The organism is Streptomyces sp. NPDC048297, from assembly GCF_043201585.1.
GTDB lineage: Bacteria > Actinomycetota > Actinomycetes > Streptomycetales > Streptomycetaceae > Streptomyces.
Map to the genome: position 1 here is coordinate 45294 of NZ_JBICZA010000021.1, position 16700 is coordinate 61993.

The 16700-nt window shown below is 70.6% G+C and carries 14 protein-coding genes and 1 pseudogene; 10 read left to right on the forward strand and 5 right to left on the reverse strand.

Features of this window, described 5'->3' with window-relative positions:
• The first annotated feature begins 17 nt into the window (after positions 1–17).
• From ACGFYV_RS23155 to ACGFYV_RS23165, 3 genes are all read left to right on the forward strand, one after another.
• On the forward strand, positions 18–857 hold the full coding sequence (locus tag ACGFYV_RS23155) for a carbohydrate ABC transporter permease (RefSeq protein ID WP_393880398.1): 840 nt from the start codon (positions 18–20) through the stop codon (positions 855–857).
• Positions 854–2254 (forward strand): GH1 family beta-glucosidase, encoded by a 1401-nt coding sequence (locus tag ACGFYV_RS23160; RefSeq protein ID WP_393880330.1) that lies wholly within the window; start codon positions 854–856, stop codon positions 2252–2254. The genes ACGFYV_RS23155 and ACGFYV_RS23160 overlap by 4 nt, the downstream gene beginning before the upstream one ends.
• A gap of 196 nt (positions 2255–2450) precedes the next feature.
• Complete coding sequence (locus ACGFYV_RS23165; RefSeq protein WP_393880331.1) at positions 2451–2846, forward strand: hypothetical protein; 396 nt, start codon at positions 2451–2453, stop codon at positions 2844–2846.
• A gap of 16 nt (positions 2847–2862) precedes the next feature.
• On the opposite strand, the gene ACGFYV_RS23170 is transcribed toward ACGFYV_RS23165, so the two are convergent.
• A complete protein-coding gene (locus tag ACGFYV_RS23170) occupies positions 2863–6186 on the reverse strand; it encodes a type ISP restriction/modification enzyme (RefSeq protein WP_393880332.1) in 3324 nt (1107 codons plus the stop codon).
• A gap of 213 nt (positions 6187–6399) precedes the next feature.
• Entirely contained in the window at positions 6400–7167 is a 768-nt protein-coding gene (locus tag ACGFYV_RS23175) for a CDP-alcohol phosphatidyltransferase family protein (RefSeq protein WP_393880333.1), read from the reverse strand.
• Between the two features lie 107 nt (positions 7168–7274).
• Here ACGFYV_RS23175 and ACGFYV_RS23180 point away from each other — a divergent pair, with 107 nt between their 5' ends.
• The 5 genes from ACGFYV_RS23180 (at position 7275) to ACGFYV_RS23200 (ending at position 12445) form a co-directional block, all read left to right on the forward strand.
• Positions 7275–8258: a dehydrogenase gene (locus ACGFYV_RS23180; RefSeq protein ID WP_393880334.1), complete on the forward strand. Its 984-nt coding sequence runs from the start codon at positions 7275–7277 to the stop codon at positions 8256–8258.
• Positions 8259–8419: 161 nt separating this feature from the next.
• The gene (locus ACGFYV_RS23185; RefSeq protein WP_393880335.1) at positions 8420–8818 is read left to right on the forward strand and encodes a 6-pyruvoyl tetrahydropterin synthase family protein; all 399 of its coding nucleotides are present in this window, start codon (positions 8420–8422) and stop codon (positions 8816–8818) included.
• Between the two features lie 23 nt (positions 8819–8841).
• Entirely contained in the window at positions 8842–10008 is a 1167-nt protein-coding gene (locus ACGFYV_RS23190) for a glycosyltransferase family 4 protein (protein WP_393880399.1), read from the forward strand.
• Between the two features lie 5 nt (positions 10009–10013).
• Positions 10014–11099 carry a methyltransferase domain-containing protein gene (locus ACGFYV_RS23195; protein ID WP_393880336.1) on the forward strand — a complete coding sequence of 362 codons (1086 nt, stop codon included), beginning with the start codon at positions 10014–10016 and terminating at the stop codon, positions 11097–11099.
• A complete protein-coding gene (locus tag ACGFYV_RS23200; protein WP_393880337.1) occupies positions 11096–12445 on the forward strand; it encodes a lysylphosphatidylglycerol synthase transmembrane domain-containing protein in 1350 nt (449 codons plus the stop codon). Before ACGFYV_RS23195 ends, ACGFYV_RS23200 begins: the two co-directional genes overlap by 4 nt.
• Here ACGFYV_RS23200 and ACGFYV_RS23205 read toward each other — a convergent pair.
• A pseudogene (locus ACGFYV_RS23205) lies at positions 12337–13077 on the reverse strand (creatininase family protein); the annotation flags it as partial. The gene ACGFYV_RS23200 and the pseudogene ACGFYV_RS23205 sit on opposite strands and share 109 nt — an antisense overlap.
• Positions 13078–13144: 67 nt before the next feature.
• Between ACGFYV_RS23205 and ribA the strand changes: the two are divergent.
• Positions 13145–13831: a GTP cyclohydrolase II gene (ribA, locus tag ACGFYV_RS23210; RefSeq protein WP_393880338.1), complete on the forward strand. Its 687-nt coding sequence runs from the start codon at positions 13145–13147 to the stop codon at positions 13829–13831.
• 78 nt (positions 13832–13909) lie between these two features.
• Here ribA and ACGFYV_RS23215 read toward each other — a convergent pair whose 3' ends face one another.
• Positions 13910–15133 (reverse strand): serine hydrolase domain-containing protein, encoded by a 1224-nt coding sequence (locus tag ACGFYV_RS23215; RefSeq protein WP_393880339.1) that lies wholly within the window; start codon positions 15131–15133, stop codon positions 13910–13912.
• A 180-nt stretch (positions 15134–15313) separates the two neighbouring features.
• Here ACGFYV_RS23215 and ACGFYV_RS23220 point away from each other — a divergent pair, with 180 nt between their 5' ends.
• Positions 15314–15751 carry a PPOX class F420-dependent oxidoreductase gene (locus ACGFYV_RS23220; protein WP_393880340.1) on the forward strand — a complete coding sequence of 146 codons (438 nt, stop codon included), beginning with the start codon at positions 15314–15316 and terminating at the stop codon, positions 15749–15751.
• Between the two features lie 50 nt (positions 15752–15801).
• On the opposite strand, the gene ACGFYV_RS23225 is transcribed toward ACGFYV_RS23220, so the two are convergent.
• A complete protein-coding gene (locus tag ACGFYV_RS23225) occupies positions 15802–16467 on the reverse strand; it encodes a TetR/AcrR family transcriptional regulator (RefSeq protein WP_393880341.1) in 666 nt (221 codons plus the stop codon).
• Positions 16468–16700: the final 233 nt, after the last annotated feature.

Consider the following 16700-nt stretch of genomic DNA (forward strand, 5'->3'; position numbering starts at 1 on the left):
ACGCCCCGGCCTCCCCGATGGCCCCGCCGCGCTCCTTCCTGTGGTCCCGGCGGATCTTCCTCACCCTGCTCACCGGCTTCGTCCTCACCCCGGTGTACGTCATGATCTCCAGCTCGCTGAAGCCGCTGGCCGACGTGACGGGACAGTTCCGCTGGCTGCCCAGCGGCCTGACGATCCGCCCGTACATCGACATCTGGTCGACCGTCCCGCTGGCGCGGTACTTCATGAACTCGCTGATCGTGGCGGGCGCGGCGACGGTCTGCTCGGTGGTGATCGCGGTCTTCGCCGCGTACGCCGTGAGCCGCTACAGCTTCCGGGGCAAGCGCGTCTTCACGGTCACGGTCCTGTCGACGCAGATGTTCCCGGGCATCCTCTTCCTCCTGCCCCTCTTCCTCCTCTACGTCAACATCGGCAACGCCACCGGCATCGCCCTGTTCGGCTCCCGCGGCGGCCTGATCCTCACCTACCTGACCTTCTCCCTGCCGTTCTCCATCTGGATGCTGATCGGGTACTTCGACTCGGTGCCGCGCGACCTGGACGAGGCCGCACTCGTGGACGGCTGCGGCCCGCTCGGCGCGCTGTTCAGGATCGTCGTGCCGGCCGCGATCCCCGGCATCGTCGCGGTCGCCGTCTACGCCTTCATGACCGCCTGGGGAGAAGTCCTCTTCGCCTCCGTCATGACCAACGACACCACCCGCACCCTCGCCGTCGGCCTCCAGGGCTACTCCACCCTCAACGACGTCTACTGGAACCAGATCATGGCCGCCTCGCTGGTCGTCAGCGTGCCCGTGGTCGCGGGCTTCCTCCTCCTCCAGCGCTACCTGGTCGCCGGACTGACGGCAGGCGCCGTCAAATGACCAAAACCCAGCATTCCGAAGGGACTTCCGTGTCGCCCGACCGTATCGACCTCGCCGCACTCCCGCACGACTTCCTGTGGGGCACGGCCACAGCGGCCTACCAGATCGAGGGAGCCGCCGCCGAGGACGGCCGCGCCCCGTCGATCTGGGACACCTTCTCGCACACCCCCGGGAAGATCGCGGGCGACGACAACGGCGACGTCGCATGCGACCACTACCACCGCTGGCGCGAGGACATCGCCCTGATGCGCCGCCTCGGCACGAACGCCTACCGCCTGTCGGTGGCCTGGCCCCGCGTACTGCCGTCCGGCGACGGCGCGGTGAACCCGAAGGGCCTGGCCTTCTACGACGAGTTGGTGGACGCCCTCCTGGAAGCGGACATCACCCCCTCCGTCACCCTCTACCACTGGGACCTCCCGCAGGCCCTCCAGGACCGCGGCGGCTGGCCCGAACGCGAAACGGCCGAACACTTCGCCGCGTACGCGTCGGTGGTGGCGGAACGCCTCGGCGACCGGGTCACACACTGGGCGACGCTCAACGAACCGTCCTGCTCGGCGTGGATCGGCCACCTGGAGGGCAAGATGGCCCCGGGCTGGACGGACCTGACGGCGGCGGTCCGCACCTCGTACCACCTGCTCCTGGGCCACGGCCTGGCGGTCCAGGCGATCCGGGCGGCATCCGCCGACGCCCGCGTCGGCATAGTGAACAACCTCTCGACGGTGTACGCGGCCACGGACCGCCCGGAGGACGAGGCCGCGGCCGTACGCCACGACGGCCACGTCAACCGCTGGTGGCTGGACCCGGTGCACGGCCGGGGCTTCCCGTCGGACATGCGGGAGGTCTACGGCGTCGAACTCCCGGAACACCCGGGCGACTTGGAGACGATCGCCACCCCCCTGGACTGGCTGGGCCTCAACTACTACTTCCCGGCGTACGTGGAGGCGGCCCCCGACGGCCCCGCCCCCTACGTCCGCTCGATCCGCCGCCCGGACGTCCCGCGCACGGGCATGGACTGGGAGATCGACGCGAGCGGCCTGGAAACCCTGCTCCTGCGCCTGAGGGACGACTACGGCGCCCGCAAGATCTACGTCACGGAGAACGGCTCGGCCTACCCGGACGTCGTACGCCCCGACGGCACGATCGACGACCCGGAGCGCCAGGAATACCTGATCACCCACCTCGCCGCGGCAGCCTCGGCAGCCCGCAAGGGCGCCCCCCTGGCCGGCTACTTCGCCTGGTCCCTCCTGGACAACTTCGAGTGGGCATACGGCTACGACAAACGCTTCGGCCTCGTCCACGTCGACTACGCCACCCAACTCCGCACCATCAAGGGCACCGGCCACCGCTACGCGGACATCATCCGCCGGCACGTCGGCCTGGTACGCCGGGCCGCCTGAGCCGGGGCCCGGACGACCGGCGGGCATGGGCGAGGGGGCCCGTGCCCGCCGGGAGAGATGTCCACCTCGCGGAGCGGCTTTCGCAGTCCGCACTTCGACCCGGCCGAGGCGCAGGCCTCGCTCGATGCCCGCTCGTGGAACAGGTTCTCGCGAGTTACGACAGGAGCCCGAGGGGCTGTGTGCTAGGCATGACACCATGCCGCTGCCGCATTTCGAGCTCAGCAGTTCTCAGTACCGACTCCTGGCCGAAGGACTGCTCAGAGACCTTCCGGATCCCGAAACAGGGGAAGACGCCCGACAGGACTGGCACGCGAGGGACCTGGAGCCACAGAGCTCTGAGGCAGATGTGTCGGAACTGGTCTTCCTGGGACTCGTTGCCCGAGCGGGCGGTTCTCTGTCCACGACGGCGCTGGGAGCGGCGGTGCACTATCGGGCCGCTCACGAGGCCGCGGAGGAGCGCCTGTCGGCTGTGGTGCGGCTGGCTCAGGCAGCAGAGGATTCGCATCCCCGACTGGCCGGCACCGTATGGAGACTGGCAGACGGGAGCCTGTCGCTCGACGAGGCGCTCGCTGGGCTTGAGCGGCCCATGTGAAGGGACCCGCCACGTCTCAGGCCTTGTCCGTCAGGTTCGTGCCGCCGGGGAACAGGGTGTCGTCCGCCCGCTGCCGAACCTTGCGTGCACCTGGGGAGACCGGGAATACCCCACCTTTTGTGAGATCTGCGACCGTGACGACCTCCGAGCCGAGAATGTCGGTGAGCAGGCTGCTCTGGGCCGGGGACAGATCGACCAGGCGGCGGAGAACGGAGAGCAGCGCGATCAACTCGCTCGTCCATTCGTGAGGCCAGCTTTCGACGTGGATGTCGTCAAGAGGGCTGGTCTTCTTGCTGGTCGGGGACGCTTTCCGGTACCCGAACCACTTGTTGAGGACAGCCATGCCGCCGACGTCGTACATCCAGACCGGCTCGGGGACCGGAGCGAATGTGCCCTGGCCCACGTGGAGGGTCCGGGAAGCGGCGTCGTACCGGATGCGGTCCGGTAAGCCGTTCCCGATGTGCTGCAGGTACTTCACCTGCCGTTCGTCGTCACGGGGGAACTCGACGTCGCCCGCCGGGCGACCGGCTGACGGGTCCGCGCAACGCTCGCCATACGTGGAGGCCCACAGCACCTCGCGGCCCAGCATGACGGCTTGCCCCCATAGAACAGGGTCCCGAGTGAGAGGTATACGTACGCCAGGGGTGAGCAGTGCCTCGGTGAAGTGCTCGGTGTAGGCCTTGTGTCCCGCCACAGCAACGGTGTAGGCGGCGAGGTCCATGACGGTGACCCGTTCGATACCGAGTATGCGGGCGAGATACCGGAGGAGTCCGGCAGGGGTGTTGCCTGAACCGTCAGGGTGGAGAAGGGGGTGGATCCGGCCGCCCCGGCCATTGAAGTGGTGGGTGTCAGGGAGCAGATGCGTCGCGACCACTGCCGGGCCGGAGTCGATGGCATGGGAGGACTGCTGGTTGAGGAACACCTGACCGGGCTGGAGGGAGGCCCACAGATCGGGCCGGGGGTAGTCGAGTACACGGTTGTCGGCTATGACGAACTGGCGATCGAAACTACGCAACGCGATGCGCTCGATTTCGGGTGTCGTCACATGTTCCTGCCCGATGGGGCGCTGCGCGCGGGTATGCCCCGGCAGAGGGTTTCTCCTGTCCGCCAGCGTCCGGTCCCGGGTCTCCTTGAACAATGTGGCCTTCTCCCGAGGGTCGTCCTCCCGGATCACCCTGGCCCATCGACGCCGCAAGGTCTCGGGGGAGGGGGCGCTGACCCACGACCTGTTCGCCTTCGCACCAGGACTGCCCCAGGGGAAGAGATCGGTGAGTTCCGGGAACTCGTCCCAGCCCGAATGAGTGGATGGGGTGAACGGCAGGGGGCTTTCGTCGTGTGCGTCCCGCCAACCGTCGTCATCGAGAAGGATTTCCTTGATCTGACGGAACTTGTCCGTCCGCCGGCCTGTCACCTCCCGGTAGTGGACGTGAGCCCGGTGACGCGCTCCGCGCACCGCGTCTGATCTACGGATGAAGATGTGTATCGCCAGCGGCTGGGCGACACCCGGGAAGATGCGATTCGGTACCGGAGATCGCTGTCCTTCGGGTGACAGGTTGATGATCCATCCCTCGTCGCAGGTGCGACGCAGGTAGTCCCGCATGCCGCGCCCGCCGGGCCCCGTGGCCCAGCCCGACGGAGTGATGAGGCACACCACTCCGTGCCGGTCTTCCGGATGGGCGTCGAAGACCTTCCAGGTTGCCCAGCGCCAGAAGTACACGTACATGTTCTTGAGGACGTGCTCGTAGCGGCCGTTGTCCGGATAGCGGAAGTCGTCCAGCAGCGAGGGTTCGTTCTTGGCGGGGCGCTTTTCCACCCAGCCGCCACGGCCCTCGGCCTTGTCGTCGTACGGCGGGTTGGTGACGACGGCGGTGACAGGCGTGCGCGCCTTGATGTGGTTGGCGCGCCTGCGGGAGTCCGAGAGAGCGCCGTAGGTGGAGGCGAGGTACTCCTCCTCCGCGAAGGGGTTGTCCAGGGTGTCCGTGACGAAGAAGCTCAAGCCGTTTCGCGGGAATCGCGCGCCGTATCGCTTGAGAAGGTCGGAGGCGCGGAGTTCGGCGACGGCGAAGGGTCCCATCTGGAGTTCGAAGCCGAAGAGCCGGTTCGCGAGCCGGGAGATCGCGTCGCGTGCCATGGCCGGGCCGTGTCGGTCTTTAGCCTGTTCGGCCACTCGTTCGATGATGGTGTGAAGGAAAGTTCCGGTCCCCATGGCGGGATCGATGATCTTCACTTCCTCCGCACCGAAGCCCTCCTCCTGGCCGAGCCGCGTACGTATCACGTCCTCGGTGAGACGGACCATCTCCGCCACGACCTCGTGCGGCGTGTAGTACGAGCCGCTCTGCTGCCGAAGCGCCGGATCGTAGACCGTGAGGAAGTGCTCGTAGAGGTGGAGGTACGCATCCCTGTTGCCTGCGCGGATGACGTCCCATCGCACTTCGGCGATGGTTCGGGTCAGGAGGTCGAGTGTGACCGTGAAGCGTTCGCTGACGTTGTCCGTGAGTAACTGGAGCGCCTTGCCCATGAGGGCGTGGTCCGCGTCGAGCATGCGGCCTGTCTCGTGAAAGGAGTTCGGCTCAAGCGGGATGCCCTCGGTACGCGCGAGAAGAAGAGCGAAGGTGACGGTCTGTGCGTAACCGTCGGCGAACCTGGCGTCGTCGGCGGACGGAAAGAGTAATCGGCGCCAGTCGTTCCTCAGACCGGTGAACGGTCGGGCGCGCCTGTCGTCGTCAGGCGCGGACGACCTTGCCTCGAAAGCGAGTTGCTCCATGACGGTGGAGCGCAACAGTCGGCACAGCGGTGCGATGTGCTGGACGAGGCGGGAGACCTGGGTGATTCTCTGCGGGGTCCAGCGCAGGAACTGCTTCAGGAGGGCGTCGAACGCGGCCGCTTCACCGAGGGAGAGCTTCTGTCCGGCGGTCTTGAGCGCTCCTTGGAAGAAGACGGGTTCCCCGAGCTGTTCGCCGTGGCGGAACAGCCGCCACTCGGTGCCGTTCGAGTAGAGCAGGTTGGGCAGGTCCCGAAGCTTCTCCCACTGCACACGGTTGTGCGTGGTGAACGTCTCTGGATCGACCGAAAGGCCGGGCTTCTTCAATTCGATGTACCCGGAGATGTCCCCGTTCGCCCGCACGGCATAGTCGGGACGTACGCCCAGATCCGGGATGCGGAATTCATCGTGCCAGGTCACTTCGCGATACTGGTGGTGCTCACCGACGGTCTTGAGCAAAACTTCCAGCGGAGCGCGTATCGACGACTCCTGACCACCCCCGCCGGACAGCTTGCGGCGGCACTCCTGACCGAACTGTGACACGGCGTCGCGCAGCCACCCGTACTCGTCCTGAGGCATGGTCCCCCTGACTGAGAAGTGCCCCAGCCGTTCAACACCGGGGCATGCAATGTGCAAGTCGGTATGTCACATGCGCGCGCTTGACTGATCGTGACGGAATGACCGCTCTCTGTCCATCCCGCCTGTCGTGCGGGGTGGTCCGGGCGGTCGTAAGGACGAACGCGGAGGGCCCGGACCGGTGTCGGTCCGGGCCCTTCCCCTGCCGTCAGGTCCTCAACGTCCCACCAGCTCCGGCAACCTCGCCTCCGGTACCGCCTCAGCCGATGTCTCCCTCCGGGACTGCCGCCACAGCCACACCACATCCCGGCCGAAGGACCACACCAGTGAGCCGAGGGAGACGAGGACCACGGTCAGGTTGGCGGCGTGCGGCAGCAGTTCGGCTCCGGCGAGGAGCAGGCAGATGCCCTGCAGTGCGGCGACCGTCTTGCGGGCGAAGGACGGGGGGAGGGGGGCGTTCAGCCAGGGGGCGAGGCGGGCCGCGGCGATGAACATGTAGCGCATGCCGCCGATCAGGAGCACCCACGGGCCCAGTTGCATGGACACGTACACGCTGAGCACCAGGATCAGGAACGCGTCGACCTCCATGTCGAAGCGGGCACCCAGCGCGGAGGAGGTCCCCGTGCGGCGGGCCACCTTGCCGTCGACACCGTCCAGCAACAGGGCCACGGCGGTCAGCGCGACCAGCAGTGTCACCGGCGGTGCGCTCTCGAAGGAGTCCGCGACCAGCGCCGTCACGCCGCCGACCAGGGTCGCCCGGCCGAGGGTGACGCGGTTCGCGGGGCCGAAGGAGCGGAGGCAGGAGCGGTGCAGGGCGCGCGAGAGGACCGCCCAGGTGGCGAAGGCGAAGGCGAGACCGGTGAGCCAGCCGGCCGGGCCCAGGCCGATGGCCGCGCCGAGCAGAACCAGGAGCAGGAGCTGTACGCCCGCTCCCACCGCGGTCTCCTGCTGGACCCTCGCGTCGTACGTGTTGTTCAGGGCCACCGTGCATCCTCCGGCCGAGTGACAGAGTCGATCAACGCCGCGTACTGTGCGCGGCCTGTGCACTTCTGGGTACGTGGACAACATTCCGATCGTTCAGGAGGAAACCGATGAAGCGGTCGGCCCGCGCGTTCTGGGTCCGCTCTCCCGGTCACGGTGAGCTGCGCGACGTCACCCTTGCGGAGCCCCGTGAGGGCGAGGTGCTGGTGCGCGCCCTGTACTCCGGGGTCAGCCGCGGCACGGAGACCCTCGTGTTCCGCGGAGGCGTCCCGGAGAGTCAGCACGGTGTGATGCGGGCGCCGTTCCAGGAGGGCGAGTTCCCCGCTCCGGTGAAGTACGGCTATCTCAGCGTCGGGGTGGTGGAGGAGGGGCCCGATGAGCTGGTCGGGCGGGCGGTGTTTTGTCTGTACCCCCATCAGAGCCGTTATGTCGTTCCGGTGAGCGCCGTCACCGTCGTGCCCGAGCGGGTGCCCGCCGCACGGGCCGTGCTCGCGGGGACGGTCGAGACCGCGGTGAACGCCCTCTGGGACGCCCGCCCCCTCCTCGGTGACCGGATCGCCGTGGTCGGCGGCGGCATGGTCGGCTGCTCGGTGGCCGCGCTGCTCGCCCGCTTCCCCGGCGTACGGCTGCAACTGGTCGACGCCGACCCGGACCGGTCGAAGACCGCCGAGGCACTCGGTGCCGAATTCGCCCTGCCCGGCGACGCCCTCGGCGACTGCGACCTGGTCGTCCACGCCAGCGCCACCGAACAGGGCCTCACCCGCGCCCTGGAACTCCTCGCGCCCGAGGGGACGGTCGTCGAACTGAGCTGGTACGGCGACCGGCGCGTCACCCTGCCGCTCGGCGAGGCCTTCCACTCGCGCCGGCTCACCGTACGCAGCAGCCAGGTCGGCACCGTCTCCCCGGCCGCCCGCCCGGGGCGCGGCTACGCCGAGCGGATGGCCCTCGCGCTGGACCTCCTCGCCGACCCGGCGCTGGACGCGCTCGTCACCGGGGAGAGCGCCTTCGAGGAACTCCCCGAGGTCATGCCGAGGCTCGCCGCCGGCGAGATCCCGGCCCTCTGCCACCGCATCAGGTACGGCGATGCGCCCTGACCCGACAGAAGGAATCGGGCAGGCCTGAGAGAAGCCACACGCCCTGACCTGAGAAAAGAGTGGGACGGGGGTGAACGCGGGGAAGCGAAGGGCCGTACTAGATGTCAGACCCGTCAGGAAAAGGCGGGGCATCGAAGGCGCCGCACCTGGAGGGTCGTCCGTTGTTCAGCATCACCGTCCGCGATCACATCATGATCGCCCACAGCTTCCGCGGCGACGTGTTCGGGCCCGCCCAGCGCCTGCACGGCGCCACCTTCCTGGTGGACGCCACGTTCCGCCGCGAGCAGCTGGACGAGGACAACATCGTCGTCGACATCGGCCTGGCCACGCAGGAACTCGGCGCCGTCACCGCCGAGCTGAACTACCGCAACCTCGACGACGACCCCGACCTCGCCGGGATCAACACCTCCACCGAGTTCCTGGCCAAGGTCATCGCCGACCGCCTCGTCGAACGCATCCACAAGGGCGCGCTGGGCGAGGGGGCCAAGGGCATCGCCGGGATCTCGGTGACCCTGCACGAGTCCCATATCGCCTGGGCGAGTTACGAGCGTGGCCTGTGACCGACCTCGCCGACCTGAGCCATCTGAGCGACCTGAGCCACCTGACCGACCTGACCGATCTGACCGCCCCCGAGAACGGCGGGATCGTCCCCATGTCCCTGCGCACCGTGCACTTCGTCATGCCGGGCGGAGTCGACGACCCTTCCGCGCCCAGCGGCGGCAACGCCTACGACCGCAGGGTCTGCCTGGACCTGCCCGGCTTCGGCTGGCAGCCCGTCCGGCAGCCCGTGCCCGGCGACTGGCCGCGCCCCGGCACTGCCGCCCGCCACGAACTCGCGCGAATCCTGCGGGAGTTGCCCGACGGCACCGCCGTTCTGCTGGACGGGCTGGTCGCCTGCGGGGTGCCCGAGATCGTCGTGCCCGAGGCCGAACGGCTGCGGCTCGCGGTCCTCGTCCACCTGCCGCTCGGCGACGAGACCGGCCTCGACGCGGCCGTGGCCGCCGACCTCGACGCGCGTGAGCGGGCCGTGCTGCGGGCCGTGCCCGCGGTGATCGCCACCAGCGACTGGGCGGTCCGCCGCCTCGTCTCCCACCACGGGCTCGCCCCCGACCGGGTCCACCGCGCCGCCCCCGGCGCCGACATCGAGCCGCTCGCCCCCGGCACCGACGGCGTCTCCCACCTGCTGTGCGTCGCCGCCGTCACCCCGCGCAAGGGCCAGCACCGGCTGGTCGAGGCCCTCGCGGCGGTACGGGACCTGCCGTGGACCTGCGAGCTCGTCGGCGGCCTCGGCCACGACCCCGGGTACGTCGCCGATCTGCGCGCCCTGATCGAGCGGTACGGCCTCGCCGACCGGCTGCGCCTGACCGGTCCGCGTTCCGGCGCCGACCTCGACGCCCGTTACGCCGCCGCCGACCTGATGGTCCTCACCTCCTACGCGGAGACCTACGGTATGGCGGTCACCGAGGCCCTCGCCCGTGGCATCCCCGTCCTCGCGACCGACGTCGGCGGCCTGCCCGAGGCGGTCGGCCGCGCCCCCGACGCCGGAGTGCCCGGCATTCTCGTCCCACCGGAGGACCCCGCCGCGCTCGCCGCCGAACTGCGCGGCTGGTTCGGCGAGGCCGACGTACGACGCCGGCTGAAGGCCGCGGCGCGCGCTCGCCGCGCCGCCCTCGACGGCTGGGCGAGCACCGCCCGCAGCCTGGCCGCCGTTCTCGGCGCCCTGGCCGGGACACCGAGGAGGGTTGCGTGAGGGGCATGAGGAGTACGAGTGACGGGCACGCCGTCAAGGACGCCGAGGTCATCAAGGACGCCGAGGTCACCCTGGGCGCCGAGGTCGCCGTGGACCCCGAAGTCATCGTGGACCCCGAAGTCATCGTGGACCCCGACGTCCCCATAGCCGCCGACGTCACCGTGGGCGCTCATGTCGTCGCCGGTGCCGGTCCCGTCGTCCGGCCCGGTGAGCGGGCCACCGTGCGGCTGCGGGACAGCGAGGACGAGGAGGAACCGGCGCGGTACGCGCCCGAGTGGCTGCGGCTGCGCGAAGGCGCCGACGCGGCGGCCCGCGCCGAGGAGTTGCTGGAACCGCTGCGCACGGCGCTTGCTGGTGAGCCGGGCCGGGAGGGCGGCGGTCTGGTCGTCCACGATCTGGGCTGCGGCACCGGCTCGATGGGCCGCTGGCTCGCGCCCCGGCTGGACGGCGCCCAGCACTGGGTGCTGCACGACCGGGACCCGTACCTGCTGCACTTCGCGGCCGCCGCCTCCCCGCGCACCGCTGCCGACGGCAGCCGGGTCACGGTCGAGACCCGGCGCGGTGACCTCGCCCGGCTCACTCCGGAGGCCCTGACCGGGGCCTCGCTGGTGACGGCGTCGGCCCTGCTCGACGTCCTCACCCGTGAGGCGGTCGACGCCCTGGCCGCGGCGTGCGCCGGTGCCGGCTGCCCGGTCCTGTTCACGCTGTCCGTCGCCGGACGCGTCGAACTCACCCCGTCCGACCCGCTGGACGCCGAGATCACCGAGGCGTTCAACGCCCACCAGCGCCGCGGCGGTCTGCTCGGCCCGGACGCGGTCACCGTGGCCGCCGAGGCGCTTTCGGCGCACGGAGCGACGGTACGAACGCACCCGAGCCCGTGGCGGCTCGGCCCGGCGCAGTCCGCGCTCACCGCCCAGTGGCTGCGGGGCTGGGTCGGCGCGGCCGTAGAAGAACGGCCCGAGCTGCGCGAGCGCGCCGAGCGCTATCTGCGTGAACGCCTCGCCGCCCGCGAGGCCGGTGAGCTGCGGGTCGTGGTCCACCACACCGATCTGCTCGCCCTGCCGGGGGCGACGGGAGAGGCGGAGTCATGAGCCTTCGTACGGCCGTCGCGCCGGCCCCCGAGCGGCAGACCCCCCAGCAGCAGACCCCCCAGCAGCAGACCCCCGAGCGTACGGGCGCCGGGCAGATCTCTGAACAGATCTCCGAGCAGATCTCCGAGCGCACGGGCGCCGAGCAGGTCCCCGCAAGCACCGTCGGGTCCAACACACCCCAGCCTCCCGCCACTTCCCGCCCCCGTCACGGGCTCCGCACCCACCTCGGCACCCTCGCCGGCTCCGCCATCCTCGCCCTGCTCCTCTGGCGGCTCGGCACCGGTGCGCTGCTCGACGGGCTCCGCAGGATCGATACGGCAACGGTGCTGGCGGCGCTGGGCATCGGCGTGGTGACCACCGTGTTCAGCGCGTGGCGCTGGCAGTTGGTGGCGCGGGGCCTGCGGATCCGGCTGCCGTTCGGGGCGGCCGTGGCCGACTACTACCGGGCGCTGTTCCTGAACGCGGCGCTGCCCGGCGGGGTGCTCGGGGACGTGCACCGGGCGGTGCGGCACGGGCAGAGCGCCGGGGACGTGCGCCGGGGTGTGAAGGCGGTCGTGCTGGAGCGGGTCGCCGGGCAGGTGGCGCTGACCGTGTTCGGTGCGGTGGTGCTGCTGTGGCTGCCGTCCCCGGTGCGGGACGACGTCCGCGGTTTCGCCCCGCTCGTGGCCCTCGGCGTGGTGGGCGTGTTCGCCGTCGTCCTCGCCGTCCGGCTGAACCGGGCGCCCTCCCGGCGAGGCGGCGCCCTGCGGACCGCGCTCGGCGAGGCGCGCCGGGGCCTGCTGTCCCGGGAGAGCGGGCCGGGTGTCGCGCTGTCCTCCGCGGTCGTGCTGGCCGGCCACCTCGCGATGTTCGTCGTCGCGGCCCGGGTCGCCGGATCCGGGGCCTCCGTACCGGTGCTGCTGCCGCTCGCGGTGCTCGCCCTGGTCGCCATGGGCCTGCCGCTGAACGTCGGCGGTTTCGGCCCGCGTGAGGGGGTCACCGCGTGGGCGTTCGGCGCGGCGGGGCTCGGCGCGAGCAGTGGTGTCGCCGTCGCCGTCGTGTACGGCGTGCTGAGCCTCGTGGCGAGCCTGCCGGGCGCCGTCGTCCTCGTCGTGCGCTGGTACGACGGCCTGCGCGACCGCCGCCGGGAGCGCGACGGGCTTCGCCACCATCTTCGTGCGTCCGGCGAGTCCGGTGCGTCCCGCGGGTCCGGTGCGTCCCCTGAGTCCGGTGCGCTCCGTCAGCCCCGGGATTCCCGGAGCAGCTCGAAATACGGTCCGAAGGCCTCCGCCAGGCTCGCCAGCAGTACCTTTCCCTTTTCCGCCGACCCCAGGGAAGGGCGGCCGACGACCCCCGATTCGGTATAGGCGGACATTCCCGTGGTGAGCAGATGGCGACGGTCGTCAGCAGTGAAATCGGCGGACTCGTGACCAGGGCGGACGAATTCGGGATGAGCGTGCAGCAGAATCGAGGTCTCGATTTCGCCGGCATGCATGTCCGTGAGCAGCGAGGTCTCCACGCCCGCCCGCTCCCGGGCCGTCTCCCAGTCCTCGACGGCGGGGAACAGCGCCATCCGCTCCCCGCGTGCGGAGGCCTCCTGGACGACGTTGCCGAGTACGTAGTTGCCGCCGTGTCCGTTGACGACGACGAGGGCGTCGACGCCGGAGCGGCGCAGCGAGGCCGCGATGTCCCCCACCACCGCGTGCAGGGTGACGGCGGAGATGCTGACCGTCCCCGGCCAGGCCGCGTGCTCGTGCGAGCAGGAGACGGTCACCGGAGGGAGGAGGTGCACCTGGTGGGCGGCGGCGATCTCCCGCGCCACGGCACAGGCCACGAGGGTGTCGGTCGCCAACGGCAGGTACGGGCCATGCTGTTCGAAGCTGCCGACCGGAAGGACGGCGACCTGAGGTGCCGCGCCGGCTCCCCGCGCCCGTACGTCCTGCGTGGTGTCCGCCGGTATCACCCCGTGCGCGACCGCCCGCCCGCCCGAACCGCTCATCTTTTCCCGGCCTTTCATCTCAGCCTGTCTCAGCTTGTCTGTGTTGCCTCTGCTTAGGAATCAGATCATGACAGAAAACATCGACGTCCTCGGCACGAAGTCCGCGAAGTCCGTGACGTCCGCGAAGCCCGCGCGGCGTTCCGGCGCGGAACGCGTCGTGAATACCCCGCTGCCCACCGTGTACGGGGAATTCCGGGCGATCGGATACCTGGACCACGACCGCGGTGACGAGCAAGTCGCCCTGGTGCACGGCGAGATCGGCACCGAGAACGTGCTGACCCGGCTGCACTCGGAATGCCTGACCGGGGACGCGTTCGGCTCCCGGCACTGCGAGTGCGGCGACCAACTGGCCTCCGCCATGCGCGCGGTGGTCGCCGAGGGCAGTGGTGTCGTCGTCTATCTGCGGGGTCACGAGGGCCGCGGCATCGGCCTGCTGGCCAAGCTGCGCGCGATGGCGCTCCAGGCGGAGGGCCTGGACACGGTCGAGGCGAACGTGGCGCTCGGGCTGCCCGTCGACGCCCGCGACTACGGCGTGGCCGCCGAGATCCTGCGCGACCTCGGGGTGCGCTCGGTCCGGCTGATGTCCAACAATCCGCGCAAGCGGGAGGCGTTGACCCGGCACGGCATCCAGGTCGCCGAGCGGGTGCCGCTGCTGATCGAGCCGTGCGAGAGCAACATCACCTATCTGCGGACCAAGCGCGAGCGGATGGACCACATCCTGCCCCACCTGGACGCGCTCGCCCACGGCTCCTGACGTGCGCGGCCGGCGCCCCGTCCCCCTGCCCCCGGTCCGTGCGTCGGCTGTCGCACCGTCGGGCCATCCATCAGGCCGTCAGTCCGTCAGCGCCTCGTGCACCAGGCGTCGTAGCTCCGGGAAGACCTTCAGCTTCTTCGGGCGGACCTGGGTCATGAACTGCACGGTCAGATCGCGGTGGGGAGCGACCCAGAAGGCGGTCGTCGCGACGCCGGTCCAGCCGTAGGTGCCGAGGCTGGAGGGGGCGAGGGTGCGGGTGGGGTCGGTGACGACGGAGACGTTGAAGCCGAACCCGAGGCCGTCGTTGGCGCGTTCCTGGTGCGCGGGGGCGCCGAAGGTGCGCAGGACGGCGTTGCCGGGGAGCTGGTTGCTGGTCATCCGGGCGACGGCGGCCGGGGGCAGCAGGCGGGTTCCGTCCAGCTCGCCGCCCCGGCGCAGCATCTCCATGAACCGGTGGAAGTCGCCGGCCGTGGAGACCAGGCCCCCGCTGCCGGACAGGAACCGGGGCCGCCCGTGAACCGGCAGTCCGGGGACCGGCTCGATGCCGCCGTCGTCCGTCTCGCCGTACAACTCGGCCAGCCGCTCGGCCTGTTCGGGCGTGATGTGGAAGCCGGTGTCGGTCATGCCGAGCGGGCGCAGAATCCTTTCGGTGAAGAACGCGTCCAGCGGCTGCCCGGAGACCACCTCGATCACCCGGCCCAGCACATTGCACGCGACCGAGTAGTTCCACCGCGTGCCCGGCTCGAACTGCAGCGGCAGGCGCGCGTACACCGCCACCGTCTCGGCGAGGTCCGCACCCGGCGGCACGGACGACTCCAGGCCGGCCTCGCGGTAGAGGGCGTCCACGGGATGCCTGAAGTAGTAGCCGAAGGTGAAGCCCGCCGTATGGGTGAGCAGATGCCGGATCAGGATCGGTCCGGCCGCCGGACGGGTACGCACGTCGGGACCCGAACCCCCTTCGTACACCCGGGGGTTGGCGAACTCGGGCAGATACCGCTCCAGCGGGTCGTCCAGGGACAGCCGGCCCTCCTCCACCAGCAGCAGCACCGCGACCGCCGTGACCGGCTTGGTCATGGAGTAGATCCGCCACAGCGTGTCCGGCTCGACCGGCAGCCCGGCCGCGAGGTCGCGGTGCCCGTACGTGGTGAGGTGGGCGACCCGGCCGCCACGCGCCACGGCCACCAGGAAGCCGGGCAGGCGCCCCTCGTCGACGTGGCGGGCGAGATGCCGGTCGAGGCGGTCGAGGCCCTTCGGGTCGAGACCGGCCTCACCCGGGTCGACGTCCTGCCGCAGCTGTGCCATCGCTCTCCTCCGGTCGCGTCGTACGCGTGCGGTCCGGCTCCCTGCGCCGGGACGACCTCACACCTCATCGTCGCTCAGGAACACCGCCGCGGGCCCGCTCATCAGGGAGTTTTGTGATCGACATGACGTCGGGCCCCCGGCACGGGAATGCGCGGCCCGCTGCGGCGGGTTTTCCGTCGTATGACTCAGGACTCGCAGCAGGACGCACTGCTCGAACTGCTCTCGGCCGGGCACGGCGGCGTGCTGGTCACCCTCAGGAGAGACGGCCGCCCCCAGCTGTCCAACGTCAGCCACGCCTACGACCCGGACGAGCGGATCATCCGCGTCTCGGTCACCGACGGCCGCGCCAAGACGCGCAACCTGCGCCGCGACCCGCGCGCCTCGTACCACGTGACCAGCGGTGACCGGTGGGCGTACACGGTCGCCGAGGGCACGGCGGAACTGTCACCGGTCGCCGCCGACCCGCACGACGACACCGTCGAGGAACTGATCCAGCTCTACCGGGACGTCCTCGGCGAGCACCCTGACTGGGACGACTACCGCGCCGCCATGGTCCGCGACCGCCGCCTGGTGGTACGCCTGCATGTCGACCGGGCGTACGGAGTCCCGGCACGCTGACGCGCCGTTCGCCCCGGCCGGGCCCCGGCGCCGTACAGGTGGACAGGTTCTCAGGCCGGGGGCGTGTCCGCGGTGAGGTATGCCGTCACCAGGTCGCCGAGCATGGTGCGGTAGTGGTCCCGTCGGGCCGGGTGCACCAGGTCGCGGCCGAACAGGGTGCCATAGGTGTGCCGGTTGGCGACGCGGAAGAAGCAGAACGAGCTGATCACGGCGTGCAGATCGACGGCGTCCACGTCGGCGCGGAACAGCCCGGACTCCTGCCCGCAGACGAGGATGCGGCCGATCGCGTCGAGTACGGGCGAGCCGAGCCGGCCGAGTTCCCGGGAGCGGGCGAGGTGCTGGGCGCCGTGGATGTTCTCCATGCTGACCAGGCGCACGAAGTCCGGGTGCCGCTCGTGATGGTCGAAGAGCAGCTCGGCCAGCCGGCGGATCGCCGCGAGCGGGTCCAGATGCGCGACGTCCAGTTGCCGTTCGGCCTCGCGGAGCACGCCGTACGCCCGTTCCAGCACGGCCGTGAACAACTGCTCCTTGCCGCCGAAGTAGTAGTAGATCATCCGCTTGGTGGTGCGGGTGCGGGCCGCGATCTCGTCGACGCGGACGCCGTCGAAACCCGCCCGCGCGAACTCCTGGGTCGCCACATCGAGGATCTCGGCCCGGGTGCGGGCGGCGTCCCGTGCCCGCCCGTCCGGTGGTGCCGGTTCGTCGACGCTGGCCATCGGATTCCTTCGGGACGGCGGGGGCAGATGCCGGCGGTGACGGGACCTGCGCCCCCGGATGCAGGGCACGCGCCGGTGATGCAGGGCACGCGCCGGTGATTGTAGAGGCAGGCGCTCGCCCGGTGAGAGGCGGCCACGGCGCGGGCGTACGTGACGACGGCCCATCGTGACGGCGCCTGCGGACCGGCGCCCTTCCCCCGCCTGCCGGCGGCCTTCCCCGGCCGGCAGACGGC

Excerpts from the sequence above, each read along its gene's own strand:
- ACGFYV_RS23155 (WP_393880398.1), top strand. The coding sequence starts at position 18 with ATGGCCCCGCCGCGCTCCTTCCTGTGGTCCCGGCGGATCTTCCTCACC.
- ACGFYV_RS23160 (WP_393880330.1), top strand. The coding sequence starts at position 854 with ATGACCAAAACCCAGCATTCCGAAGGGACTTCCGTGTCGCCCGACCGT.
- ACGFYV_RS23165 (WP_393880331.1), top strand. The coding sequence starts at position 2,451 with ATGCCGCTGCCGCATTTCGAGCTCAGCAGTTCTCAGTACCGACTCCTG.
- ACGFYV_RS23170 (WP_393880332.1), bottom strand. The coding sequence starts at position 6,186 with ATGCCTCAGGACGAGTACGGGTGGCTGCGCGACGCCGTGTCACAGTTC.
- ACGFYV_RS23180 (WP_393880334.1), top strand. The coding sequence starts at position 7,275 with ATGAAGCGGTCGGCCCGCGCGTTCTGGGTCCGCTCTCCCGGTCACGGT.
- ACGFYV_RS23195 (WP_393880336.1), top strand. The coding sequence starts at position 10,014 with ATGAGGAGTACGAGTGACGGGCACGCCGTCAAGGACGCCGAGGTCATC.
- ACGFYV_RS23200 (WP_393880337.1), top strand. The coding sequence starts at position 11,096 with ATGAGCCTTCGTACGGCCGTCGCGCCGGCCCCCGAGCGGCAGACCCCC.
- ribA (WP_393880338.1), top strand. The coding sequence starts at position 13,145 with ATGACAGAAAACATCGACGTCCTCGGCACGAAGTCCGCGAAGTCCGTG.
- ACGFYV_RS23215 (WP_393880339.1), bottom strand. The coding sequence starts at position 15,133 with ATGGCACAGCTGCGGCAGGACGTCGACCCGGGTGAGGCCGGTCTCGAC.
- ACGFYV_RS23220 (WP_393880340.1), top strand. The coding sequence starts at position 15,314 with ATGACTCAGGACTCGCAGCAGGACGCACTGCTCGAACTGCTCTCGGCC.
- ACGFYV_RS23225 (WP_393880341.1), bottom strand. The coding sequence starts at position 16,467 with ATGGCCAGCGTCGACGAACCGGCACCACCGGACGGGCGGGCACGGGAC.